22 protein-coding genes are annotated in these 23,244 nt (G+C 66.6%); 17 read left to right on the top strand and 5 right to left on the bottom strand.

The window, feature by feature from the left end:
• Window positions 1-204: 204 nt before the first annotated feature.
• The 3 genes from QA600_RS03630 to QA600_RS03620 all read left to right on the top strand — a co-directional run bounded on the left by QA600_RS03630 (window position 205) and on the right by QA600_RS03620 (window position 4,118).
• Window positions 205-789 carry a MarR family transcriptional regulator gene (locus QA600_RS03630; protein WP_278290596.1) on the top strand — a complete coding sequence of 195 codons (585 nt, stop codon included), beginning with the start codon at window positions 205-207 and terminating at the stop codon, window positions 787-789.
• Between the two features lie 196 nt (window positions 790-985).
• Window positions 986-1,249, top strand: a complete 264-nt coding sequence (locus QA600_RS03625; protein WP_278290595.1) for a hypothetical protein — start codon at window positions 986-988, stop codon at window positions 1,247-1,249.
• A 256-nt stretch (window positions 1,250-1,505) separates the two neighbouring features.
• A complete protein-coding gene (locus QA600_RS03620; RefSeq protein ID WP_278290594.1) occupies window positions 1,506-4,118 on the top strand; it encodes a heavy metal translocating P-type ATPase in 2,613 nt (870 codons plus the stop codon).
• Between the two features lie 79 nt (window positions 4,119-4,197).
• On the opposite strand, the gene QA600_RS03615 is transcribed toward QA600_RS03620, so the two are convergent.
• The gene (locus tag QA600_RS03615) at window positions 4,198-4,485 is read right to left on the bottom strand and encodes a DUF2795 domain-containing protein (protein ID WP_278290593.1); all 288 of its coding nucleotides are present in this window, start codon (window positions 4,483-4,485) and stop codon (window positions 4,198-4,200) included.
• Window positions 4,486-4,632: 147 nt separating this feature from the next.
• On the opposite strand from QA600_RS03615, the gene QA600_RS03610 reads away from it, so the two are divergent.
• Entirely contained in the window at window positions 4,633-5,409 is a 777-nt protein-coding gene (locus QA600_RS03610; protein ID WP_278290592.1) for a PHP domain-containing protein, read from the top strand.
• A gap of 58 nt (window positions 5,410-5,467) precedes the next feature.
• On the top strand, window positions 5,468-5,632 hold the full coding sequence (locus tag QA600_RS03605; RefSeq protein WP_005554955.1) for a DUF6757 family protein: 165 nt from the start codon (window positions 5,468-5,470) through the stop codon (window positions 5,630-5,632).
• On the opposite strand, the gene QA600_RS03600 is transcribed toward QA600_RS03605, so the two are convergent.
• The gene (locus QA600_RS03600) at window positions 5,633-5,956 is read right to left on the bottom strand and encodes a ferredoxin family protein (RefSeq protein WP_005554954.1); all 324 of its coding nucleotides are present in this window, start codon (window positions 5,954-5,956) and stop codon (window positions 5,633-5,635) included.
• Between the two features lie 98 nt (window positions 5,957-6,054).
• On the bottom strand, window positions 6,055-6,843 hold the full coding sequence (locus QA600_RS03595; protein ID WP_278290591.1) for a helix-turn-helix domain-containing protein: 789 nt from the start codon (window positions 6,841-6,843) through the stop codon (window positions 6,055-6,057).
• 388 nt (window positions 6,844-7,231) lie between these two features.
• Here QA600_RS03595 and QA600_RS03590 point away from each other — a divergent pair, with 388 nt between their 5' ends.
• The 7 genes from QA600_RS03590 to QA600_RS03560 all read left to right on the top strand — a co-directional run bounded on the left by QA600_RS03590 (window position 7,232) and on the right by QA600_RS03560 (window position 17,139).
• Entirely contained in the window at window positions 7,232-8,710 is a 1,479-nt protein-coding gene (locus QA600_RS03590; protein ID WP_278290590.1) for a sodium:solute symporter family protein, read from the top strand.
• Window positions 8,711-8,900: 190 nt separating this feature from the next.
• Window positions 8,901-10,508: a succinic semialdehyde dehydrogenase gene (locus tag QA600_RS03585; RefSeq protein ID WP_278290589.1), complete on the top strand. Its 1,608-nt coding sequence runs from the start codon at window positions 8,901-8,903 to the stop codon at window positions 10,506-10,508.
• Window positions 10,505-11,602 (top strand): SDR family oxidoreductase, encoded by a 1,098-nt coding sequence (locus QA600_RS03580; RefSeq protein ID WP_278290588.1) that lies wholly within the window; start codon window positions 10,505-10,507, stop codon window positions 11,600-11,602. The genes QA600_RS03585 and QA600_RS03580 overlap by 4 nt, the downstream gene beginning before the upstream one ends.
• Before the next feature lie 49 nt (window positions 11,603-11,651).
• Window positions 11,652-12,680: a porphobilinogen synthase gene (hemB, locus tag QA600_RS03575; RefSeq protein ID WP_278290587.1), complete on the top strand. Its 1,029-nt coding sequence runs from the start codon at window positions 11,652-11,654 to the stop codon at window positions 12,678-12,680.
• Between the two features lie 474 nt (window positions 12,681-13,154).
• Window positions 13,155-14,906 (top strand): ammonium transporter, encoded by a 1,752-nt coding sequence (locus QA600_RS03570; RefSeq protein ID WP_278290586.1) that lies wholly within the window; start codon window positions 13,155-13,157, stop codon window positions 14,904-14,906.
• A 126-nt stretch (window positions 14,907-15,032) separates the two neighbouring features.
• Entirely contained in the window at window positions 15,033-16,379 is a 1,347-nt protein-coding gene (locus QA600_RS03565; RefSeq protein WP_278290585.1) for a glutamate-1-semialdehyde 2,1-aminomutase, read from the top strand.
• 73 nt (window positions 16,380-16,452) lie between these two features.
• Window positions 16,453-17,139 (top strand): hypothetical protein, encoded by a 687-nt coding sequence (locus tag QA600_RS03560; RefSeq protein WP_278290584.1) that lies wholly within the window; start codon window positions 16,453-16,455, stop codon window positions 17,137-17,139.
• Window positions 17,140-17,145: 6 nt separating this feature from the next.
• On the opposite strand, the gene QA600_RS03555 is transcribed toward QA600_RS03560, so the two are convergent.
• Window positions 17,146-17,511 carry a group 1 truncated hemoglobin gene (locus tag QA600_RS03555; RefSeq protein ID WP_278290583.1) on the bottom strand — a complete coding sequence of 122 codons (366 nt, stop codon included), beginning with the start codon at window positions 17,509-17,511 and terminating at the stop codon, window positions 17,146-17,148.
• A gap of 188 nt (window positions 17,512-17,699) precedes the next feature.
• Here QA600_RS03555 and hemC point away from each other — a divergent pair, with 188 nt between their 5' ends.
• The 5 genes from hemC to QA600_RS03530 all read left to right on the top strand — a co-directional run bounded on the left by hemC (window position 17,700) and on the right by QA600_RS03530 (window position 22,420).
• Window positions 17,700-18,821 carry a hydroxymethylbilane synthase gene (gene hemC / locus QA600_RS03550; protein WP_278290582.1) on the top strand — a complete coding sequence of 374 codons (1,122 nt, stop codon included), beginning with the start codon at window positions 17,700-17,702 and terminating at the stop codon, window positions 18,819-18,821.
• Window positions 18,821-19,612: a uroporphyrinogen-III C-methyltransferase gene (gene cobA / locus QA600_RS03545; RefSeq protein WP_278290581.1), complete on the top strand. Its 792-nt coding sequence runs from the start codon at window positions 18,821-18,823 to the stop codon at window positions 19,610-19,612. Before hemC ends, cobA begins: the two co-directional genes overlap by 1 nt.
• 4 nt (window positions 19,613-19,616) lie before the next feature.
• Window positions 19,617-20,360: a uroporphyrinogen-III synthase gene (locus QA600_RS03540; protein WP_278290580.1), complete on the top strand. Its 744-nt coding sequence runs from the start codon at window positions 19,617-19,619 to the stop codon at window positions 20,358-20,360.
• Window positions 20,361-20,506: 146 nt separating this feature from the next.
• Window positions 20,507-20,857, top strand: a complete 351-nt coding sequence (locus QA600_RS03535) for a hypothetical protein (RefSeq protein WP_278290579.1) — start codon at window positions 20,507-20,509, stop codon at window positions 20,855-20,857.
• Between the two features lie 60 nt (window positions 20,858-20,917).
• Complete coding sequence (locus QA600_RS03530; protein WP_278290578.1) at window positions 20,918-22,420, top strand: DHH family phosphoesterase; 1,503 nt, start codon at window positions 20,918-20,920, stop codon at window positions 22,418-22,420.
• On the opposite strand, the gene QA600_RS03525 is transcribed toward QA600_RS03530, so the two are convergent.
• Window positions 22,421-23,176, bottom strand: a complete 756-nt coding sequence (locus QA600_RS03525; RefSeq protein WP_278290577.1) for a PHP domain-containing protein — start codon at window positions 23,174-23,176, stop codon at window positions 22,421-22,423.
• Window positions 23,177-23,244 lie beyond the last annotated feature (68 nt).

The raw sequence follows: 23,244 nt of genomic DNA, 5'->3' as shown, positions 1-23,244 counted from the left end.
AGTTGTTGGTTGCCACGTCGTGCTCGTCGTTTCCGAGAGAAGATAGTTCTCACACACAGTTCTCCGACGCTGTCGCTGTCGGTTCGACGGTTCCGGTCTGGTAATCGGAGTTCCGAAACCAACGGACGGGGTCGTGGTGGCCGACGATCCGACCCGCCGGAAGCGTAACAGGTAGGAGCCCCACCTGAGACCTTCTAGACGACAGTGGACCGAACCACACTCGACGCCGTAGTCGCCGTCTTCGTCGCCGGGATCGTCGTCCTCGGCGTCGGCGCCGCCTGGCAGACGTATCGCCAGTCCCAGGTTCACGGCGAGATGATGGGCCACACCGCCGTTCACGGCCCGCACCCGTCGGTGTACCTGTTCGGATCGATCCTCATCGCGGGCGTCGTCGCCGGCGCGTACTGGATCGTTCGAGAGCAGGTGGGCGCGGAGACGGAACATCGAGCGTCGCCTCGAGCGGCCGAATCCGAACCCGAGCCGGAATCCGACTCCGGATCCCGAGCCGACGTCGGGTCGGAATCACCGTCCCGAGCCGAGTCGACGACCGAACCCTCCCGGCCGACCCCTCGAGTGCTGGACGTCCTGCCGGAGGACGAGCGCCGTATCCTGAAACCCGTCGTCGACTCGCCGGGGCTGACCCAGATCGAACTCCGAGATCGGGCCGACTTCTCGAAGAGCAAGGTCAGCCAGACCGTCACCGACCTCGAGAAGCGAGGGCTGCTCTACCGCGAACCACAGGGGCGAACGTACCGCGTCTATCCGAGCGACGACCTCGAGGAGCGCTGACCGACCGTCTTTGGACGAAGCGAGCCGTTCGGCTCGCTCGAGTCGGCCGAAGCGCCGCGCGGGCCCCGCACGAACGGTTTCGAATCCAGGAAACGGTTAGGTGCCTTTAGAAACGTTCTCGAACGATCTGCACAGTGAGTTCACGACCGAGCGGCTAACCGTCGAGCCGCCCTCGTCTCAACTGAGGTGACGACCAATGCCAACACCGACGCTACGACTGACGATCGGCCTGCTCGCCGTGGTCGCACTGCTCGGCGGCGCGGCGATAGTAAGCGCTGACGACGCCAGCGCGGACGCCGCCGCGATCGAGTGGATGAACGACTGGATGGGAGACCACGATGCGCATCACGACAGTCACGCTGACCACGATCACGGTGCGCACCACGACGATGCGAACCACGCCGAACACCACGCTGACCACGAGCCAGGCAACCACCACACCGGTGCCGGTAGCTGTTAACCGGTCCGGCTCGTCTTCGTCCGACGCGGCGAGACCGAGCGGAAACTACTGTTATCCGACGAACGAGATAAGCAGCTCTTCCCCACGACTGTAATCGAACTCGAAGAATCGATACGTACGTGGCCCAACGAGAGGGAGAGCTTATATAATCGTATTCAATTTCCGTTTTAGTTTATTTTCAAAATATATACACTTAGATATTCGTGGTAGCAAAGTCATAACCCGCTTGAACGTGTAGCCCATAGAATTGAGTATCATGAGTACGAGACGAGCGCACCTCGAGATCACCGGCATGTCGTGTTCGACGTGTTCGGGGAGCGTCGAGGATGCGGTAGGTGACCTCGAGGGGGTCGCGTCGGCGAGCGCGAACTACGCGACCGACGAGGGGACCGTCGAGTACGATCCCGTGGAGACGTCGCTGGCCGAGATCTACGACGTGATCGAAGCGGCGGGCTACGAGGCCGCTTCGGAGACGGAGACGCTGACCGTCCTTGGAATGTCGTGTTCGACCTGTTCGGGAACCGTCGAGGACGCGGTCACCGACTTGCCGGGCGTGGTTCGAGCCGACGTAAACTTCGCCTCGGACGAGGCCCGCATCGAGTACAACCCGAACGACGTTTCGCTTTCGGAGATCGTCGACGCCGTCGAGGAATCCGGATACGAACCGGTCCGAGACGAGCTCGAGGAGAGCCAGGGCGCCAGCCAGCGCGAGCGCGCCGTCGAGAAGGAGCTCCGGCGCCAGCGAAAGCTGGTGATCGGCGGCGGCCTGCTGACGCTGCCGTTCGTGCCGATGATGGTCGACATGCTGTTCGGATTCGTCGACGTCGCCTCGCCGGTTCCGATGGCGATCGCTCATCCGCCGGGCTGGCTCGAGTTCGTCCTCGCGACGGCCCTGATGGCGACGCTCGGCAAGGAGTTTATCATCGGCGCCTGGCGGGCGTTCTCGAACAACCGACGGGCGAACATGGACACGCTCGTCGCCGTCGGCACGTCGGCGGGCTACGTCTACAGTACGGGGGTGCTCGTCGGCGCGATCACCGGCGGGTTCTACTTCGAGGCCGTCGCGTTCATCCTCTGGTTCATCACGCTCGGTAACTGGCTCGAGGTTCGGTCGAAGGCCCGCGCTGGCAGCGCGCTGCGGGAACTCCTCGAGATGGAGGCCGACGAGGCCACCGTCGTTCGGGACGGCGAGGAGCGCCAGGTCCCCCTCGAGGACGTCGAGCCGGGCGACGTGCTGAAGGTTCGACCCGGCGAGAAAATTCCCACCGACGGAGTCGTCCGCGAGGGCCAGAGCGCGGTCGACGAGTCGATGCTGACCGGGGAGTCCGTCCCGGTCGAGAAAGGAGAGGGCGACGAGGTCGTCGGCTCGACGATCAACGAGAACGGCGTCTTGCTGGTCGAGGCGACGAAGGTCGGCTCGGAGACGGCGATCCAGCAGATCGTCGAGCGGGTCAAGGAAGCCCAGTCCCGACAGCCCGAGATCCAGCGGCTGGTCGACCGGGTCAGTGCCTACTTCGTCCCCGCCGTGATCGTCAACGCCGTCCTCTGGTCGGTCCTCTGGTTCCTGTTTCCGGAGACGCTGTACGGCGTCTCCGCGGCGCTCGGTTCGTGGATCCCCGTCCTCGAGCCCGTGGGAGGTGGTCCCGTCGTCGGCGGTGTGCCCGTCTTCGAGTTCTCCGTGGTCGTGCTCGCCTCGGCGCTGTTGATCGCCTGTCCCTGTGCGCTCGGGCTCGCGACGCCCGCGGCGACGATGGTCGGCTCGACGCTGTCGGCGACCAACGGCGTCCTGTTCAAGGGCGGCGACGTCCTCGAGCAAGTTCGCGGAATCGACACCGTCGTCTTCGACAAGACGGGAACGCTGACCCACGGCGAGATGACCCTGACCGACCTCGAACTCGTCGGCGAGCGGACGGCGACGGACGGTGGGACGGTGACGGGACTCGAGCGCAAGGAGGATCTCGAGTCGTTCGTCCTCGGCGCGGCCGCCACCGCCGAGTCCGGCTCCGAGCACCCGATCGCGCGGGCGATCGTCGACGGTGCGACGGATCGGGACGTCGAGATCGGCGAGGTCAGCGAGTTCGAGAACGTCCCCGGCCACGGCGTGCGAGCGGAAACCGACCGCGGGAGCGTTCTGATCGGTCGTCGGAAGCTGCTCGAGGACGCGGGGATCGACACCGGCCCCGCCGAGGAGACGCTCATCCGGCTCGAGCGCGAGGGGAAGACGGCGATGCCGGTCGCGATAGACGGCCGACTGGTGGGGGTTCTCGCCGTCGCCGACGAGGTTCGCGAGAGCGCGACGGAGACCGTCGCGGCGCTGCGAGCGCGCGGGACCGAGGTCGTGATGCTCACCGGCGACAACGAGCGCACCGCGGCGGCGGTCGCTCGAGCGGTCGGGATCGACCCCGACAACGTCCGCGCGGAGGTGTTGCCCGAAGACAAGGCGGATCACGTCGAAGCGCTGCAGAACGACGGCTCGCGGGTGATGATGGTCGGGGACGGCGTCAACGACGCGCCCGCCCTTACTACGGCACAGGTCGGCGTCGCCATCGGCTCCGGGACCGACGTCGCAATCGAGTCGGCAGACGTCACGCTGATGCGTGACGATCCCGCGGACGTGCTGAAGGCGGTTCGGATCTCCGAGGCGACGATCTCGAAGGTGCGCCAGAACCTGTTCTGGGCCTTTATTTACAACACGACGCTGATCCCGATCGCCTCGCTCGGTTTGCTGAACCCCGCACTTGCGGGGCTGGCGATGGCCGCCTCGAGCGTCAGCGTCATGACCAACAGCCTCGCGTTCGCGAGGTACGACCCGCACGAGGACTACCGGCTCGCCGTCACGAAGCCGCTCTCGTGGCTTCGCGGGAACTGACGGCAAGGGCAAGCCGTCGCTGGTGTGAGTAGGTGTAAAAAACGCGTTCGGAGCGAGAGCGATCGTTACTGAAGCGGTTCTAGAACGACACCGCGTCTGGAGCGTACGGGCTCCCGACCGGCGTCGGGTCGCGATCGCTGTAGCCGACCCGACCGACCGCCTTGTCGCTCACCGCAGAGTAGACGGCGAACCGGGCGTCCTCCGGACTCTCGAAGGTCTCGGACTCGAGGCGGGCGAGTACCTCGCTGACCGTCTCGGTTCCGTTGGGGAGTTCGAGGGTTCGGTCGCCGTGTTCTGCGATCAGTTCCTCGGTGGTCGCGGGGTACTCGTAGTCGTCGATGACTTCGCCGGTGCCGTTGAGCAGCATTACACCCCTATCTGTGTGAACGATGATTATAAACATTTTCCATAATCGATCTCTAGGCCTACCGTACACCTTAAAGACCTAGAGGAGGTGGTGGGTTCTCACCGACACAACAGTGAGCTTACGGCTGCGGGACGGCTCGAGTAGGACATGCCCTACGCGGATCTCCACGTCCACACGACCCGTTCCGACGGCGCCCTCGAGCTGGCCGAGGTTCCCGACGCCGCGCGACGAGCGGGTGTGGCGGTCGTCGCGCTTACCGATCACGATCGCCTGCAGCCGTTCGACGAACCCGTTATCGAACGAGACGGGGTTCGGATCGTCCACGGGATCGAACTCCGGGTGGAGACGGACGCCGGCCAGCGCGTCGACCTGCTCGGGTACGGAATCGAGCCGATCGCGGACCTCGAGGCGACGACCGAACGGATCCAGCGAAATCGGATCGAACGCGGGCGGGCGATCGTCGACCGCGTCGAGGACCGACTCGACGTCGATCTCGGCGTCACTGTCGACGACGGGTTCGGCCGGCCCCACGTCGCGCGGGCGATCGACGCCCACCCCGGGACGGAGTACGATTACGAGGGAGCGTTCGATCACCTCATCGGCAACGACGACCCCTGTTTCGTCCCCAGGGAGCTCCCGTCGTTCGAGCACGGTCGACAGGTACTCGGGGAGGCGGGCCGGCTGGTCTCGCTCGCACACCCGTTCAGGTACCCCGATCCCGAGGCCGCCCTCGAGCTGACGAGCGAGCTCGACGCCGTCGAGCGCTACTACCCCTACGGACGGGCGGTCGACTCGGGTCGGGTCGATCGAGCCATCGAACGGGACGGACTGCTCGCGACGGGCGGGACCGACGCCCACGAGCACGAACTCGGCGTCAGCGGGCTCTCGAAGGCCGAGTACCGGCGGCTCGGGCTCGAGAACTGACGTGGTGAACGCCGCCGAGAACGGAGCCTTCAATGTCCCCTGGCTCGTACGAGCCCGTATGAACTGCCACTACTGCGACCGCGAGGCGGCCTTCGCGGCCGAATCCGACGAGCTCAAGGTCGGCCTCTGCGAGGAGCACTTCCGCGAGCGGTTGCAGGAACTCGCCGAAGCCGACGGCCTCGAGACGCTCAAGGAGCAGGTCGACGTCGACCGCGCAGAGTGATCACGCCGTCCGGCCGGCGTCGACGTCGATAGCGTCGACGGGGCAGACGTCGACACAGAGCATACAATCGATACACTGGGCCTCCTTCGCCGGATCCGCTTTCTCCTCGCTCTCGGGGTGGCCCGGCGTGTCGACCCACTCGAAGACGTCGACGGGGCAGTCCTCCAGGCAGGCGCCGTCGGCGATACAGAGGTCGAAGTCGACCGCGACGTGGGTGCCGTGAATGCCGAGCTCCTCGGGTTCGTCGACGGGCCCCCAGACGGCGTGGCCGTTGTGTTCGTCGACTTTTTCTCGGTTCTCGTGGAACTGCGGATCTATGGTCATTGCTAACAGGTAAAAATCGCCGCCGGGACTTAAAAGTATGTGCCGTATTCCGGCCGACGGCGGCGGAACGCTGCGACGCGATCATCCGGTGAAACGGCTCAGTCCTCCCGCTCTCGGAACGCGCGACGGTCGTCGAGGAGCTCGCGAATCCAGACCGCTACGCCGTGGTCGTGGCCGTACGTCCAGATCGCCGTCTGCTGGATGACGTCGGGAAGTCCCCCCTCCTTGATCGCCGCCGCGACGACCGACTCGTGGTCGACGAGCAGGAGCTGAGCGGGCCACTCCGAGTAGACGGCGTTGGTCGTCTCGAGGTCCGGGGCGACGACGACGGTCGCATCCGGAACGGCCTCTTCGAAGGCCTCCCTGTCGTCCTCCGTCGGAACCTCGACGACGACCTCGACGCCGCGGTCGGTCGCTTCGCGCAGTTCCGCGAGGATCGCGTCGTCGACCACCTCGTCGCTCGCGACGACGTGGTGGACCGACTCTTCCGCGTTCTCGATAAAGGAGGCGATCCGATCGGTGACGTGTTCGGTCTCCGAGATCGACCAAACGCCCGCGTCCTCAGTCGATTCGGGCTGTTCGATCTGCTCGAGGGCGTTCTCGGCGGTATTGATCCGGGAGTCGTAGTTTTCGCGGATTCGGCGACAGGCCGTCTCGACCTCGACCGCCCGGTACTCTCGGGGGTCTGACTGCTGGACGTCGACAAGCCCCTTCCGGTCGAGTCGCTCGATCGTGTCGTACACGCGGGATCGGGGAACGTCGGAGACCTGACTGATCTCCTTCGCCGTCCCGGTCGTGAGCTTCGTCAGCGCGACGAAACACCGCGCTTCGTACTCGGTGAGCCCGAGTTCCGACAGCGCGGAGACCGCTTCCTCAGTTTTGGGCATACGTGGACACGGGTATCGGCGGCTAAAAGTCGGACGTTCTCGCGGTATCGTTCACCCCAGTTGACCGAGCTCCGTTCCGCCGCACGGACAGCCACCGGTACTGCCAATCGATTGATCTTACCAGACGGCAACAGTCAAACCGCCAGCACTCGTCTTCAGTTGTTACTATAGGGTGTTGCTCCGCCGGTGACAACGCATCGGCGACAGTCTTCCGGAAGAAGCGCTGTGGCCGTCCGCCGAGTCGCTACCACTGGGGGAGTACCAGCTGTGACTCCGAATGGCTCGCTGAGAAGCTGATAAGCGGCCTACACTTGCAGGCCGTTTCGGCAAATTTCCAATTGAGAGAGGTATCGTATGACGAGAGTGGAATTTTTCACGTGGTATCTGTATGATTGATACGCTTACTGATCCGATCGTCGCGACGATGATCGGGTACTTCGCGGTGACGCTTGCCGTCGGACTCTGGTACGGACGGGGCGCCGGCGAGGGGTACGTCGAGTTCACGCTGGCCGGCCGAAATCTGAGCCTGCCGGTCTACCTGATGACGTACTTCGCGACGTTCGCGGGGAGCGGACTCACGATGGGACTCGCTCAGCACGCGTTCATCGAGGGCATCAGCGCCCAGTGGTACGCCATGACCCAGGGGCTGGCCTGGATGACGATGACGCTGTTCATCGGCTTTATTTACTCGTTCGACGTCGTGAGCGTTCCCGAACTGCTCGGCCGGGTATACGGGGAGTACACGCAGTACTTTGCCGGACTGTTTACCGTCGCCGGACAGGTCGCGCTCACTGCCGGTCAGACGATCGGGATGGCATCGGTGCTCGCGGTCACCACGGGAATGAATCTTACGACGGCGTTCTGGATCAGCGTCGCCATCTTCGTGGGGCTCACCGCCTACGGCGGGATGAGCACGGTCGCCTACACCGACACGCTCCACGGCGTCGTCATCATCGTCGGAATGATCATCGCGATCCCGCTTGCCGTCTCGAACGTCGGCGGCGTCGGAGCGATCTCCGCGGACGTGCCGAGCGAGCACATGAACTGGTTCGGCGTGGGGATCGTCCAGATCGGGACCTGGTACCTGATGTACCTCACCGTCGCCGGCGCCCAACAGCAGATGCTCCAGCGAACCTGGTCCGCCAAGAACAGGCAAGTCGCGATGTTCGGGACCTTCCTCGCGGGGACGATCATCACGGGCTTCGGGATCCTCTCGGCGGCCGCCGGGATGATCGCGAACGCCCAGGGGGCCGACATCGCCTCCGAGATGGCCTTCGCCTGGACGATCACGAACACGCTCCCCGACGCGCTGGCCGGCCTATTGCTCGCCGCGGCGGTCTCCTCAGTTATCACGGGTGCGGACTCGTTTCTGCTCGCTGGCGCGACGAGTTTCATCAACGACATCTACATCCCGATCCGCGGCGGCCGCGAGGCGGTCAACGAGGACCGCCTCGTCCTGGTCACGCGAATCGCGATCGTCGTCTTCGGCGTCGGTGCCGCGGTGATCGCGTTCAGCGGGATCGAGATCATCGTGATCAACACTCTCGGGATGGGCATCATGTCCGTGCTGTTCGCCGGCCTGCTGATGATGCTCTGGGACGGCACCGTCCGCGAGGCCGGACTGCCCGGCTTCATCGTCGGCGGGATCGTCTTCGTCATCTGGGAGTTCGGCCTCGGCTCGCCCGAAATCATCGCCGGACAGGGGCAGGTCGAGCCCGCCGTGCCGGCGACGCTGTCGGCCCTAATAACGATCTGGCTCGTCAGCGTCCTGTACAACGGCGAGACATTCACCAACGAGAAGATCCGGGAACTCGCCAGCGAGGACATGGATCGGCTGCGGGCCGACGAAGTGGCCTCGGACGACTGAGACGGATTGCTGTACCGATTTCCCGGTGCAACCGCTACCCGAATGGCGGTTGCGCCGGAACTGACTTACAGTAAACCGTCTGAGAACTCCGCCGAATCAGGGCGGGGTACCAAGATACTCTCGCTGGAAGAATACCCCCCGAACCATGGAGATACCGTCTCGTCACTCAACAGGTGAGGCATAGTACAGAATGACGATAGAATCAGAGACAACGGCGGCTGCACTCTCCGCGACGCAGCTTTCGCCGAACCGACTCGAGACGCTGTCGAACCGTGTCGCTGCCGACTCGGCAGAGCAGTTCACCGTTCGTGCTCCTGCGACGGACGGCGAAATCGGCGACGTCCCCGCGTGTACGGAACGCGACGTCGAGAGGGCCGTCGAGCGTGCCCGCGACGCACAGTCGAACTGGGCCGAGACGCCGGTCGACGAGCGTGCCACGATCCTCGAGCGGTTCGGCGACCTCGTCCTCAAACACCGCGCGGAGCTGCTGGATCTGCTCCAGCTCGAGACGGGCAAGTCCCGCCGCCACGCCGTCGAGGAGGTACTCGATGTACCGCTGACCTGCTCGTACTACGCTGACAGCGGACCGACAGCGGTTACCGACGAACGCCGGCGCGGGGCGATCCCGCCGGCGACGACCGCCAGCGTCACGAAGAACCCGGTCGGCGTCGTCGGCGTTATCTCCCCGTGGAACTACCCGCTCACACTCTCGCTCACCGACGTTGTTCCCGCACTGCTCGCCGGGAACACCGTTGTCCTAAAGCCCGACGAGAAGACGCCGTTTATTGCGCTCGCGCTCGTCGAGTTGCTCGAGCGAGCCGGCCTTCCCGACGGCGTCCTCGAAATCGTGACGGGAGCAGGGTCCGTCGCCGGCCCGACACTGATCGACCACGTCGACTACGTGAGCTTCACGGGGAGCACCGAGACCGGTCGGATCGTCGCCGCGCGGGCCGGTCGGAACCTGATCGACTGCTCGCTCGAACTCGGCGGGAAGAATCCGCTGGTCGTGCTCGACGACGCCGACGTCGAGGAGGCCGCCCGCGGTGCAGTCCAGGCCTGTTTTACCAATGCTGGCCAGCTCTGTCTCGCCGCCGAGCGCATCTACGTCGACAAGTCGGTGTACGACGCGTTCGTCGACGCCTTCGTCGGCGAGACGCGGCGGCTCTCACTGGGCACCGGCTTCGACTTCGAGGACGACGTTGGCTCGCTGATCGACGGCGACCACCTCGAGCAGGTCGAGACCCACGTCGAGGACGCCGTCGACTCGGGGGCGTCCCTGCTCACCGGCGGTCGCCACCGGCCTGACGTCGGCCCGTTCTGTTACGAGCCGACGATCCTGACCGGCGTCGATCCCGACTCACTGGTCGCCCGCGAGGAGACGTTCGGCCCTGTCGTCTCCGTACAGCCCGTTCCAGACGCCGAGACGGCGATCGAGGCGGCCAACGACTCCCCGTACGGGCTGAACGCCAGCGTCTGGACTGGCAGTCGAGACCGGGGCCTCGAGGTCGCCCGTGAGATCGACTGCGGCACCGTCTGTGTCAACGACGCCTACGTCTCCGGCTGGGCGGCGATCGATGCCCCGATGGGCGGGGTCGGCGACTCCGGACTCGGCCGGCGCCACGGCCCCGAGGGGATCGATCGCTACCTCGAGACCCGAACGATCGCTACCTCCCGGGTCGGGCCGCTCGACGCACCGCCGGGCGTACCGACCTCCTGGTACGCCCGCGGGATGGTCACGCTGACGCGGCTGCAACGCCGGCTGCCGACCGCCGCGAGCGTCGCGAGGTGGCTCCGATGAGCGGCGACGACGGCGACGGGGAGCCACCGACCGTCCTCCTCACCGGCTTCCCCGGTTTTCTGGGCTCGGCGCTGGTCGATCGACTGCTCGAGCGCGGCGACGGGCCGATCGCCTGTCTGGTCCAGCCGACGTACCGCGCACTCGCCGAGCGCCGCGCGGCCGAACTCGCCGGCCCCGACGACGACCGGATCCGACTCTACGAGGGCGATATCACCGAGCCCGGGCTCGGACTCGAGAACTCGCTGGCCGAACTCGAGCCCGTCGAGGAGCTGTACCACCTCGCGGCGATCTACGACCTGGCCGTCGATCCCGAACCAGCCGAGGCGGTCAACGTCCGGGGAACCGAACGCGTCCTCGACGTCGCCGAGGAGCTCGATGTCGACCGGTTCCAGTACGTCAGCACGTGTTACGTCAGCGGTCGGTACGACGGGGTCTTCACTGAGGCCCACCTGCGTGAGGGCCAGACGTTCAACAACCACTACGAACGGACGAAGTACGAGGCCGAAGTCGCCGTCCAGAAGCGACTGGCCGACGGGCTCCCGGCGACGATCTACCGGCCGGCGATCACCGTCGGCGACAGCGAAACGGGCGAAACCGAGAAGTACGATGGACCGTACTACCTGCTCCGGATGCTCCGTTCTCAGCCGTCGTGGTTGTCGGTGACGACCAGCCTCCCCGGTGCGGCCGGGAGCGAGCTCAACGTCGTTCCACGGGATTTCGTCATCGACGCGATCGATCACCTGAGCGCCCGCGAAGACACCACTGGCGAGGTGTACCAGCTGTGTGATCCGGCGCCGCTGTCTGTGCCTGCGTTCGTCGACGCCGTCGCCGACGCGATCGGACACCGCGTCCTCTCGGTGCCCGGCTCGAAATCGGTCACGAGGCGCCTGCTGGACGCCGCCGCGGCGCGAGGAGTGCCCGCCGAGCCCGCGACGCTCGACTATCTGGACCATCCGACGCGGTACGCCTGTCCGAACACCCGGCGCGCGCTCGCCGGAACCGGGATCGAGTGTCCACCGTTCGAGTCCTACGTCGACGCCCTAGTCGAGTTTGTCCGCGAGAACCCCGAGGTCGGTGACGAGACGATGTCCTGACCCCGTCCTCGAGCGCACCGCTTTTGGACGTGCCCTCGATAGGGCAGGTATGGATCTCACCCACCGTCCGCGGCGACTCCGCCAGGACCGGGTTCGCGGGCTCGTCAGCGAGACGAGCCTCGAGCCCGCCGACTTCATCGCCCCGGTGTTCGTCGACGCGACGACCGACGACCGGATCCCGATCGAGACGATGCCCGGCCACGAGCGGGTGCCGATCGACGACGCCGTCGCCCGCGTCGAAGAGGTGCTCGAGACCGGCATCGAGGCCGTCATGCTGTTCGGGATTCCCGAATCGAAGGACCCGGAGGGAACCCGCGCCTGGGCCGACGACGGCGTCGTTCAGGAGGCCACTCGGCGGATCACGAGCGAGACCGACGCCTACGTGATCACGGACGTCTGTCTCTGTGAGTACACCGATCACGGCCACTGCGGCCCCCTCGAGGCGGAGCTGCGCGGCGAGGACGCCGGGACGTACGACCACGCAGCCGACTGCGATCCGGCGCTGACCGTCGACAACGACGCGACGCTTGAGGCGCTGGATCGAATCGCCGTCTCCCACGCCGAGGCCGGCGCGGACATGATCGCCCCGAGCGGAATGATGGACGGCATGGTCGCCGCCATCCGCGAGGGCCTCGACCGCGAAGGCTACGAGCACGTCCCGATCATGAGCTACGCCGCGAAGTATGAAAGCGCCTTCTACGGGCCGTTCCGCGACGCGGCCGACGGCGCCCCCGCCTTTGGCAACCGACGACACTACCAGATGGATCCCGCGAACGCCCGCGAGGCGATGCGCGAGGTTCGGCTGGACGCCGAACAGGGCGCGGACGTCCTGATGGTCAAACCCGCCCTACCCTACCTCGATATCGTCGGCGACCTCCGCCGGGAGTTCGACCACCCCATCGCCGCATACAACGTCTCCGGCGAGTACGCGATGCTCCACGCCGCGAGCGAGAAGGGGTGGCTCGACCTCGAGGCGGTCGCCCGCGAGTCACTGCTGTCGATCAAGCGCGCGGGTGCGGATCTGATCCTCACGTACTTCGCCGAGGACGTCGCCGCCGGGCTCTCCGAGGGAAACTGATCGCAGTCGCGCCGTCACCGAGTGGCCGTTCGGGGAACGAACACCCGATCGCTCGTCGAGTGCCGTACGAGCGCAGCGTCGGCGGTTTCTGACGAACGTCCATCTGCAGGTCGATCGGAACGTAGATGGGGCAACATTTTCCGCGCGAGCTCGGATCGACACCGACGAGAGAGAAATTTACCTCGAGCGTCGATGATCTCACGTGAACGTCGTTCGCAACCGGTACGTCAGCGGTCGGAACCGCGATCGCAGCCGCTCTCGGATGGCCTTATACAGAATATATCGCTTATAAATATCTACGTCTGTCACAGGTAGCCAACAATATGTGCACATTCACCAACACTAATCCTTATACCATTCACTTCCATCAACCATACCCGTGAATCCGAACACATACGCAAAAGATAGTGGACTCGGTGTGGACAGTCGTTTGCCAAATTCGGACGGAAAGACTACGACCGAGGTGGGTAGCTCGTGATCGAGCCGATCGCCCTCGAGGTCTCGACGGCCGATATTGAGCAGCTCGCGACGGGAATGAACCTGATGTGGGCACTCACCGTGACGTTCCTGATCTTCTTCATGCACGCCGGCTTCGCGATGCTCGAGGCGGGCCAGGTCCGCTCGAAGAACGTCGCGAACCAGCTGACGAAGAACATGCTGACCTGGGCGGTCGGCATCTTCGTCTTCTTCGTGATCGGGATGGGGCTCTCGAACAACGTTGGTGCGGCACTGGGCGGCGGCGACGCCGGCCCGCTGACGATGTTCGGCGAGGGCTCGTTCGACTGGGCGATGTGGCTGTTCAGCGCGGTGTTCGCAATGACGGCCGCCACGATCGTCTCGGGTGCCGTCGCCGGCCGTGCGAGGCTCCGGGCGTACGTCACCTACACGTTCCTGCTCGCGGCAGTCATCTACCCGGTCGTCGCCGCGATGGTCTGGTACGCCCCCGGTGGGGAGCCGGTCCTGGCGAGTCTCGGCTTCTCGGACTTCGCGGGCGGAATGGTCGTCCACGGCGTCGGCGGGGTCGCCGGGCTCACCGCCGCCTGGATGCTCGGCGCTCGGATGGACAAGTACAACGACGACGGCAGCGTCAACATCATTCCCGGCCACTCGATGACGTTCGCCGTCCTGGGGACGCTGATCCTCTGTTTCGGCTGGTTCGGCTTCAACGTCGGGACGGCCGCGACGGTCGTCGACGTCGACGCCGGCGCGGCGGCCGGCGAGGTCGTCGGGCTGGCCGACTTCGAGTACGTCGGTAGCGTCGCGATGGTCACCGCCCTCGGGATGGGGCTGGGCGCGATCGGTGCCTCGAGCGTCTCGCTGGCGATAAACGGCAAGGTCGACACGCTGTACGTCGCCAACGGGATGCTCGCCGGGCTCGTCGGCGTCACGGGGCCGACCAATCTCATCACGCCGATGGGCGCGATCGCGATCGGTTTCCTCGCCGGCGCCCAGCTCCCGATCGTGTTCAAGTTCGTCGACGAGCGGCTCAACATCGACGACGTCTGTGCGGTGTTCCCGGTTCACGGGACCGCAGGAATGCTCGGACTGGTGATCTACCCGCTGTGGTCGATCGAGGGAACCGCGATCGGCGGCGGCGTCGTCGCCGGCGGGATCCTCTCGATCGAGGCAAGCGCGTTCGTCCCACAGCTCGTCGGCGTCGCCGTGATCACGGTCTGGACGGTGGCCGCGACCGCCGCCGTCTGGGGCGCATTCAAAGCGATCGGACAGGCCCGCGTGACCCCCGAACACGAGCGCGACGGGCTCGACGTCACTGAACACGGCGTCGACACCTACCCCGAGTTCGGCGGTCCAGACGTCGCGACGGACGGCGGAAGCGTCGACAACAAGCGCATTCGAACCGATGGGGGAAGCCCGAACGGCGGTGAGATCAAGATGGTCACCGCGATCGTCCGTCCCGACCGCCTCGGCGCGGTCAAGCAGTCGCTCGCCGAGGCCGGCGCACCCTCGCTGACGGTGACGAACGTCTCGGGTCGTGGTTCACAGCCCGCCAAGAAGGGCCAGTGGCGCGGCGAGGAGTACACGGTCGACCTCCACCAGAAGGTCAAGATCGAGTGCGTCGTCGCCGACATCCCGGCCGAAACGGTCGTCGACGCGATCTGCGAGGGCGCGAACACCGGCGAGTCCGGCGACGGGAAGGTCTTCGTCACCCCCGTCGAGCGCGCCGTCCAGATTCGAACCGGAAAGACCGGCACCGACGCGGTCTGATCGGATCGAAACGGGTACCGCGGCTTTTTTCGGTCGGCTCGAGGTCGCGAGCGCGTCGCCCGCTCGAGCGCGGACCGACGAGCGAACCTCGGTACTACTTTGCCGTCCCGCTCGTAAGGCTCGCCCATGACCGACGATCACTCTCGCGAGCTGTACGACCGGGCGCTGTCGGTGATGCCCGGCGGCGTCAACTCGGCGGTTCGGGCGGCGATCGAACCCTACCCATTCTTCGTCCAGAAGGGCGACGGCGGCCACGTCATCGACGCGGACGGCAACCGCTACATCGACTGGGTGATGGGGCTGGGTCCGCTGCTGCTGGGCCACGACCTGCCCGAGCCCGTTCGCGCGGGCATCCAGCGAAACGCCAGCGAGGGGCCGATCTACGGCACCCCGACCGAGATCGAGGTTGACCTTGCGGAGTTCGTCGTTCGCCACGTACCCAGCGTCGAGAAGATCCGGTTCGTCAACTCCGGCACCGAAGCGACCACCTCCGCGGTGCGACTCGCCCGGGGGTACACGGGGCGAAACAAGATCGTCGTCATGCAGGGCGGCTACCACGGCGCCCAGGAGTCGACGCTGGTCGAGGGCGACGCCGAGAACCCGGCCCCCTCCTCCGCGGGCGTTCCGCAGTCTTTCGCCGAACACACCCTCCCGGTACCGTTCAACGACGAGGACGCGATTCGGAAGGTCTTCGAAGAACACGGCGACGACATTGCCGCAGTGATGACCGAACCCATCCTGGCGAACCACGGGGTTGTCTACCCCGAGGACGGCTACCACGAGTTCCTCCGCGAGATCACCGACGAGCACGGCTCGCTGCTGATCTTCGACGAGGTGATCACGGGCTTTCGGGTCGGCGGACTGGGCTGTGCCCAGAGCGAGTTCGGCGTCACCCCCGACCTGACGACGTTCGGCAAGATCGTCGGCGGCGGCTTCCCCGTCGGCGCGCTCGGCGGTCGCGCCGAGATCATCGAACAGCTGGCACCCTCGGGCCCGGTGTTCCAGGCCGGCACGTTCTCGGGCCACCCCGTCACGATGGCCGCGGGTCTCGAAACCCTGCAGTTCGCCGCCGAGAACGACGTCTACGACCATGTCAACGGGCTCGGCGAGCAGTTGCGGAGCGGGCTGACGGAGATCCTCGCCGAGCAGGCGCCGAGCTACACCGTCACCGGCACCGACAGTATGTTCAAGGTGATCTTCACCCGCGACGGACCGGGCGCGAACTCCCTCGAGGAGCAGTGCTCGAACGGCTGCCGACAGCGGCCGACCTGCCCGCGCTACGACAGCTGTCCGAAGAACGCGGCCGACGTCAAAAACGCCGAGACCGACCGCTGGCGGCGGATCTTCTGGGGCCAGATGAAAGAGCGGGGCGTGTTCCTCTCGCAGAACCAGTTCGAGTGCCAGTTCGTCAGCTACGGCCACACCGAGGAGGACGTCGAGGAGACCCTCGAGGCGTACAAGGAGGCGCTGTAGTCGCGACGGTGATGGCGGAGCTTCGGCAGCGGACGGACGGGCGACCGCCGACCGACTCGAGTGTCGACGACTGATGGACTTCAGGTTGCCCTCGAGTGCGGTCGAACTCGACTGGGCCCGCGTCGCGGAGCGACTGCTCTATCTGTTCCCGCCGGTGATCGGCGTCGGCGTCGTCGGGGTGCTCCGGGAGGCCGATCTCGGGGTCCCGCTGCTCCAGCGGGGGCTGGTCCTGTTCGGCACATTCGGGTACACGCTCCTGACAATCGGGTTAGCCGGGGCACTCCTTCTGGACGCGCGTCGAGTGCGTCGACAGCCGCGAGCGAGCGGCGAGTGGCGACCGAACCCGTGGCTCAACGCGGCGTTCGCGCTGCTCTGGGCGCCGATCGCGGGCGTCGTCTACCTCTTTCGGCGCCACCGTCGCTTCGGGACGCCGCCGGGCTGGTCGGAGTGGTGGCTCGTCGTCGCGGTCTCATTCGCGACGACGGTGGTCGGGCTCGTCGCGGCGGTCGTCGCCGTCGCCCTCGCGTTTCCGGGGCCGTTGCTGACCGTAATCGGGCTCTCCGGGGCGATCGCCTTCGGGGCGTTTCCGATCGCGATCCACCAGGATGCGGCCTACGTCTGTACTCGAAGCAACACCTGGCGACCGAATCCCGGGCTCTACCTCGGCTTCGCCTTCCTGACCCTGTTTGTGGCGCCGTTACAGCCGATCCTCGCCGGCTACTACCTGCTGCGTCGCCACCAAACCCTCGGAAGCCCGTGATCGCGCTCAGTCCGACGCGGTGACGATCTCCGGTCGGTAGCTCGCGACCGTCTCCATGACGGCCCGTCGGTCCTCGTCGTCGACGTCGAACGATGCCAGCGTCTCCTCGAGGTGGGTCGCGATCGCGTCGAACTCCGTCGGTGTGATCCCCATCCCCTCGTGGGCCGCCTCCATGTCCGCCCCCGAGTACTCGACGGGGCCCCCCGTCACGGAGCTGATGAACTGCGTCTGGTGGGCCCGCTGTCGTTGCATGTCGATATCCTCGAAGTAGTACGCGACTCGCTCGTCCTCGAGCACCCGGTCGTAGAACTCGTCGACGACGGTGCCGATCGCGTCTCGGCCGCCGAGTCGTTCGTACAGAGTCTTCGTCATCCCGCGTAGGTTGCGACTTCTCCCGAATAAACCCCCTCCCGAATATGTTACAACGGAGATAGTGACTGAGAGTAACACGCTCTCCTGAACCCTGCCGGTTCCGCGACACGAACCGGTGCCGAGAACGGCCGGCTGCTGGGCGTCCGACAAGCGTGCGCTTTTCATACCTCAGGCGACGAGTACTGCCCATGAGAACGCGCGGGACGCTGCGACTGGCGACGCGGGGGTCGGATCTGGCCCGGCGACAGGCCGGCCTCGTGAAGGAGGCTCTCGAGGAGCGACGGTACGAGGTCGAGCTCGTCACCGTCGAGACGACGGGCGACCAGATACGGGACGAACTGATCCACCGGCTGGGGAAGACGGGAGCGTTCGTCCGCGAGCTCGACGAGCGGGTCCTCGAGGGGGAGGTCGACGGGGCGATCCACTCGATGAAGGACATGCCGACCGACCAGCCCGAGGAGCTGGTGACGGCGGCGGTTCCCGAGCGGGGACGGCCGGGCGACGTCCTCGTCACGCCCGACGGCGCTACCCTCGGGGAGTTGCCCGACGGGGCGACCGTGGGCACCTCGAGCCTGCGCCGGCGCGCACAGCTGCTGTCCGAGCGACCCGACCTCGAGATCGAGCCGCTGCGGGGGAACGTCGACACGCGCCTCGAGAAGCTGCTCGCGCCGTCGCTGCAGGTCGAACACCAGGAGCGCAACGACGCCGAGGAGAAACGGGAGGCTAATGCCGACGACGAGGAGTTCGAACCCGAGTACGACCGAACCGTCGACGAGTGGTTCGACGACCTCTCCGAACTCGAGAAGCAGGCGCTGGGTCGAGAGGTCGAGACCGAGTACGACGCGATCGTGCTCGCCGAGGCCGGCCTCGAGCGAAGCGGGCTCGTCCACTCCGTCGACTACCGACAGCTGTCGCCGACGACGTTCGTCCCCGCGCCGGGACAGGGGGCCCTGGCCGTCACCGCGGTCGACGGCGAGACCGCAGACGATCTCCAGACGCTACTCGACCATCCCCGGAGCCGCGCCGAGACGACCGTCGAGCGCACCGTGCTCGCGGAGCTGGGCGGAGGCTGTATCGCGCCGATCGGCGTCTACGCGGTCCTCCAGGGAGAGTACGTCCGCGCCACAGTCACGGTGTTCGACCGCGACGGCGAGGAGTCCGTTACGGCGAGCCGAGATCTGCCCGTCGAGCGCCACGCCGAAGCCGCCCGCGAGTTCGCCGCCGACCTCGCCGACCGCGGCGCCGCAGAACTGATCGACGACGCCCGCGAGGACGCCGAGCCCACCTCGGAGGAGCCAGCGGGGAACTGATGACCGACGCTGCCACAGCGCCGGAGCCCGGAACCGTCTACCTCGTCGGCAGCGGGCCCGGCGATCCCGAACTGCTGACCGTGAAGGCGAAGCGACTGCTCGAGCGCGCGGACGTCGTTCTCCACGACAGGCTGCCCGGCCCCGAGATCCTCGAGGGGCTGTCGGCCGAACGATGCGAGGACGTCGGCAAACGTGGCGGCGGCGAGCGCACGCCCCAGCCCGAGATCAACGAGCGGCTGGTCGGATTCGCCCGCGAGGGGAACTCGGTCGTCCGGCTGAAGGGCGGCGACTCGTTCGTCTTCGGCCGCGGCGGCGAGGAAGCAGAGTACCTCGCGGCCCACGGCATTCCGTTCGAAATTGTCCCCGGCGTCACCTCGGCTACCGCCGCCCCCGCCGTCGCCGGGATCCCCGTCACCCACCGCGAACACACGTCCTCGATCTCGATCGTCACGGGCCACGAGGATCCGACGAAGCCCGAGTCCGCCGTCGACTGGGAGGCCCTGGCCGCCGTCGGCGGAACCATCGTCGTCCTGATGGGCGTCAGGCGGCTCCCCGACTACACCGGCGCGCTGCTCGAGGCCGGGATGCTCCCCGAGACGCCGGTCGCGCTCGTCGAGCGCGCCACCTGGCCGAACCAGCAGGTTGCGACGGGAACACTCGAGACGATCGTCGACGCCCGCGATGAGGTCGGAATCGAGCCCCCCGCGGTGACCGTCGTGGGCGAGGTCGCCGCGACCAGGGCGACCGTCCTCGAGTTCATCGCCAACGAGACGGCGGACAAGGAGGTGTGATCGAATGCGAGATCTCTCCGTCGCGGTGTTCCGCCCGGACGACGAACGCCTCGCCACCGCGGTCGAGCTGATCGACTCGCTGGGCGCAACGCCGATACCGGACCCGATGCTATCGATCGAATCGACCGACGCCACCCCCCGGGGGGACGCCGACTACGTCGTCCTGACGAGCAAGACCGGCGCCGAACTCGTCGCCGACTCGGGCTGGAATCCCGGCGACGCGACCGTCTGTGCGATCGGCCCGAAGACGGCCGAGGCCGTCCGCGGGGCGGGGTACGAGGTCGACGTCGTTCCCGACGAGTACACCTCGAGCGGCCTGGTCGCCAGCCTTTCCGATCGGATCGACGGAGCCCGAGTCGAGGTCGCCCGCAGCGACCATGGGAGCCCCGTCCTGCTCGACGGGTTCGAGGCCGCCGGCGCGTACGTCCACGAGACGATTCTCTACCGGCTTGTCCGACCCGAAGGTAGCGGCGAATCGGCCGAGCGGGCGGCCAGCGGCGAACTCGACGCCGCCTGCTTCACCTCGTCGCTGACCGTCGAGCACTTCCTCGAGGCCGCCGCGGCTCGGGGGCTGCGCGAGGAGGCGCTCGCGGGGCTCGAGGGCGCGACCGTCGGCGTCATCGGAGAGCCGACCCGAGAGACGGCCGCCGAGCACGGAATCGACGTCGACGTGGTCGCGAGCGAGGCGACGTTCGACGCGCTGGCCTGCGAGACGGTCGAGGCCGCGGCGCCGACGTACCGCGACTGACCGACTCCAGACTATCGGCTGGAGCGAGAGCGACGGCGAGCCCTCGAGAGCGCAGGCTCGCTTTCGGCGAAGATCCGTGTGAGTGGGTCTCAGTCGGCTCTCGCAAGGACGCACCGTAATTTCTCCGCGTGGCTAGGCGAGGTCGAATGACAGTAGAACGATCGCACACGCTCGAGGTCGACCCGCCCGGAACGGTCGGGCTCAGAGTCGCGTTTTTCGTCCTCTGGGGAATCGACATGGTCGCCGCTACGCTCTTCTTTCTCGTCCCCTACGCGACCGAACTCAACCCCGTCACCGTGCTGTTCTACGACGTGTTCGGCCTGCCGGGCGTCGCGCTCGCGGCGGCGTGTTACGCCGCGATCGTCGTCGCGATCGGCCACGTCCTCTCGGACCCGCTCGACCGCCGGTTCGTCGGCGGGATGGTGGCGGTCTACTTCGTCCTCGTGACGAACAACGTCATCCTGTTGCTCTCCGGGAGCTCGCCGATCGCCGCTTAACGGTTCGGTCGGGACCGGAGCTTTATCCCGTATGCCGACCCACGATCGACCGATGAGCCGATGACCGGACCGGTTCCCGAACTCGACGAACGAGCGCTCGCCTGTGCACGACACCTCCGCGACTGCGACCGCGTGTTGCTCGCCTCCCACATCGACGCCGACGGACTGACGAGCGCCGCGATCGCCGCGCAAGCACTCGAGCGCGCGGCGATCCCCTTCGAGACCGTCTTCGAGAAACAGCTCGACGAGACGGCGATCGCCGACATCGCCGCGACCGACTACGACACCGTGTTGTTCACGGACTTCGGCAGCGGCCAGCTCGATATCATCGGCGAACACGAGGACGACGGCGCGTTCACGCCGGTTATCGCCGACCACCACCAGCCCGCTGACCGCGACACCGAGTACCACCTCAACCCGCTGCTGTTCGGGATCGACGGCGCCTCGGAGCTGTCGGGTGCGGGCGCAAGCTACGTCCTCGCGCGGGCACTCGCCGAGCTCAGGGCGGAAACCGACGACAGCGACCCGATCGCGGCGGCCGATGGAGGGACTGCGACCGCACGCGCCGACAACCGCGACCTCGCCGCCCTCGCGGTGGTCGGCGCCGTCGGCGACATGCAGGCCTCCGGGGGCGAACTCCACGGCGCCAACGAAGGGATCGTCGCCGAGGGCGTCGAGGCCGGCGTCCTCGAGACCGGAACCGATCTCGCCCTGTACGGCAAACAGACCCGCCCACTGCCGAAGCTCCTCGAGTACGCAACCGACGTTCGCATCCCAGGAATCTCGAACGATCAGCGCGGAGCGCTCTCGTTTCTCGACGGGCTCGACCTCGAGTTGCAGTCCGGGGGCGAGTGGCGCTGCTGGGCCGAACTGACCAGGGAAGAACAACAGACCGTCGCCAGCGCCCTGGTCAAGCGGGCGGTCGAACGGGGCGTTCCCGCGCCGAAGATCGACCAGCTGGTTGGCACCAGCTACGTCCTCAGCGAGGAGCCGGTCGGCACGGAGCTGCGGGACGCGAGCGAGTTCTCGACGCTGCTGAACGCGACCGCCCGCTACGAGCGCGCCGACGTCGGCCTTGGGGTGTGTCTCGGCGACCGGGAGGGAGCGCTCGAGCGCGCTCGCAAGCTCCTGCGCAACCACCGCCGGAACCTCTCGGAGGGGATCGACCTCGTCACCGAGGAGGGTGTCACCCACGAAACACACGTCCAGTGGTTCCACGCCGAGGATCGCATCCGCGAGACGATCGTCGGCATCGTCGCCGGGATGGCGATGGGCAACGACGGGGTCAGTCGATCGAAGCCGATTCTCGCGTTCGCCGAAAAGGGTGGAGACGGGAACGGCGAAACCGAGACCGACGCCGAGGAGATCAAAGTTTCGGGCCGCGGCACCCACGGTCTCGTCCGAAAGGGACTGGACCTCTCGCGGGTGATGGGCGAGGCCTCGCGGGCGGTCGGCGGCGACGGCGGCGGCCACGACGTCGCCGCCGGCGCGACGGTTCCGAAGGGAGCGGAGGCGGAGTTCGTCGAACGGGCCGACGAGATCGTCGGCGACCAGCTCTCCTGATCAACTCGAGCGGTCCATCGACGCCGGCACCGTCGGCATCAGTGGCGCACGCGAGGTCAGCAGGTACGTCGACTTCCGGACCGCCCCCTTGGCGTACTGGATCGAACTTTTATACACCGGCGTGCGCTTGCCTCGAATCTGGGTCCGTCCCTCGAGGATGGCGTCGATGAGGTCGTCGCCGTCGATCTCGGCTTTGGTCGGGTTCGCGGCGTCGGGCGTGACGAGGATTTCGGTGTAAGCGCGGCCGACGTTCGGCAGGTAGTGAGCGTCGCTGGCGCCGATCTCGGGGTACTCCCGTCGTCTGGCGAACGTTCGGGCGCGACGGTTGCGGTAGCCGGTAAACAGCATCGAGTTGTAGACCTCGATCGCATCGGCGTCTCGGATGTGGCGCTTGCGAACGCCGTGACGGCTGCGCTGGAACGGGTGGGGAACGATCGCGACGCCACCGAGATCCCGAACCGTCTCGACCGTCTCCACGAACGGCTGGCCCGGATCGGGGCGCTCCTCGACGCCGATCGCCAGCAGGTGGCCGTGTCGCGTCGAGACCTCGACACCAGGGATTCCGACGAGGCCGTACTCCGGTGCGATCTCGGCCGCACGGAGTGACTCGCCGATCTCGTCGTGGTCAGTGATAACGACCCCGTCGAGCCCGATATCCGCAGCGTGCTCGAGAACGAGCTCGATCGGCTCGTGGCCGTCGTATGAGTCGTCCGAGTGAACGTGAAAGTCGATGGCGAAAGGGATCTGAGCAGTCATGAGACCTCTCGAATAGCGTCCGTTGTACACGGTAGTTCGGACGGTCGCATAAGCGCTCCGCCACGTCT

The sequence above is a fragment of the Natronococcus sp. A-GB1 genome (assembly GCF_029688845.1).
GTDB lineage: Archaea > Halobacteriota > Halobacteria > Halobacteriales > Natrialbaceae > Natronococcus.
Note: the sequence above shows the minus strand (reverse complement) of the source record. Positions and strands in the feature narration are given on the sequence as shown.

Coding starts and splice junctions, on each gene's coding strand:
- QA600_RS03625 (WP_278290595.1), top strand. CDS start 986: ATGCCAACACCGACGCTACGACTGACGATCGGCCTGCTCGCCGTGGTC.
- QA600_RS03620 (WP_278290594.1), top strand. CDS start 1,506: ATGAGTACGAGACGAGCGCACCTCGAGATCACCGGCATGTCGTGTTCG.
- QA600_RS03615 (WP_278290593.1), bottom strand. CDS start 4,485: ATGCTGCTCAACGGCACCGGCGAAGTCATCGACGACTACGAGTACCCC.
- QA600_RS03610 (WP_278290592.1), top strand. CDS start 4,633: ATGCCCTACGCGGATCTCCACGTCCACACGACCCGTTCCGACGGCGCC.
- QA600_RS03605 (WP_005554955.1), top strand. CDS start 5,468: ATGAACTGCCACTACTGCGACCGCGAGGCGGCCTTCGCGGCCGAATCC.
- QA600_RS03600 (WP_005554954.1), bottom strand. CDS start 5,956: ATGACCATAGATCCGCAGTTCCACGAGAACCGAGAAAAAGTCGACGAA.
- QA600_RS03595 (WP_278290591.1), bottom strand. CDS start 6,843: ATGCCCAAAACTGAGGAAGCGGTCTCCGCGCTGTCGGAACTCGGGCTC.
- QA600_RS03590 (WP_278290590.1), top strand. CDS start 7,232: ATGATTGATACGCTTACTGATCCGATCGTCGCGACGATGATCGGGTAC.
- QA600_RS03585 (WP_278290589.1), top strand. CDS start 8,901: ATGACGATAGAATCAGAGACAACGGCGGCTGCACTCTCCGCGACGCAG.
- QA600_RS03580 (WP_278290588.1), top strand. CDS start 10,505: ATGAGCGGCGACGACGGCGACGGGGAGCCACCGACCGTCCTCCTCACC.
- hemB (WP_278290587.1), top strand. CDS start 11,652: ATGGATCTCACCCACCGTCCGCGGCGACTCCGCCAGGACCGGGTTCGC.
- QA600_RS03565 (WP_278290585.1), top strand. CDS start 15,033: ATGACCGACGATCACTCTCGCGAGCTGTACGACCGGGCGCTGTCGGTG.
- QA600_RS03560 (WP_278290584.1), top strand. CDS start 16,453: ATGGACTTCAGGTTGCCCTCGAGTGCGGTCGAACTCGACTGGGCCCGC.
- QA600_RS03555 (WP_278290583.1), bottom strand. CDS start 17,511: ATGACGAAGACTCTGTACGAACGACTCGGCGGCCGAGACGCGATCGGC.
- hemC (WP_278290582.1), top strand. CDS start 17,700: ATGAGAACGCGCGGGACGCTGCGACTGGCGACGCGGGGGTCGGATCTG.
- cobA (WP_278290581.1), top strand. CDS start 18,821: ATGACCGACGCTGCCACAGCGCCGGAGCCCGGAACCGTCTACCTCGTC.
- QA600_RS03540 (WP_278290580.1), top strand. CDS start 19,617: ATGCGAGATCTCTCCGTCGCGGTGTTCCGCCCGGACGACGAACGCCTC.
- QA600_RS03535 (WP_278290579.1), top strand. CDS start 20,507: ATGACAGTAGAACGATCGCACACGCTCGAGGTCGACCCGCCCGGAACG.
- QA600_RS03530 (WP_278290578.1), top strand. CDS start 20,918: ATGACCGGACCGGTTCCCGAACTCGACGAACGAGCGCTCGCCTGTGCA.
- QA600_RS03525 (WP_278290577.1), bottom strand. CDS start 23,176: ATGACTGCTCAGATCCCTTTCGCCATCGACTTTCACGTTCACTCGGAC.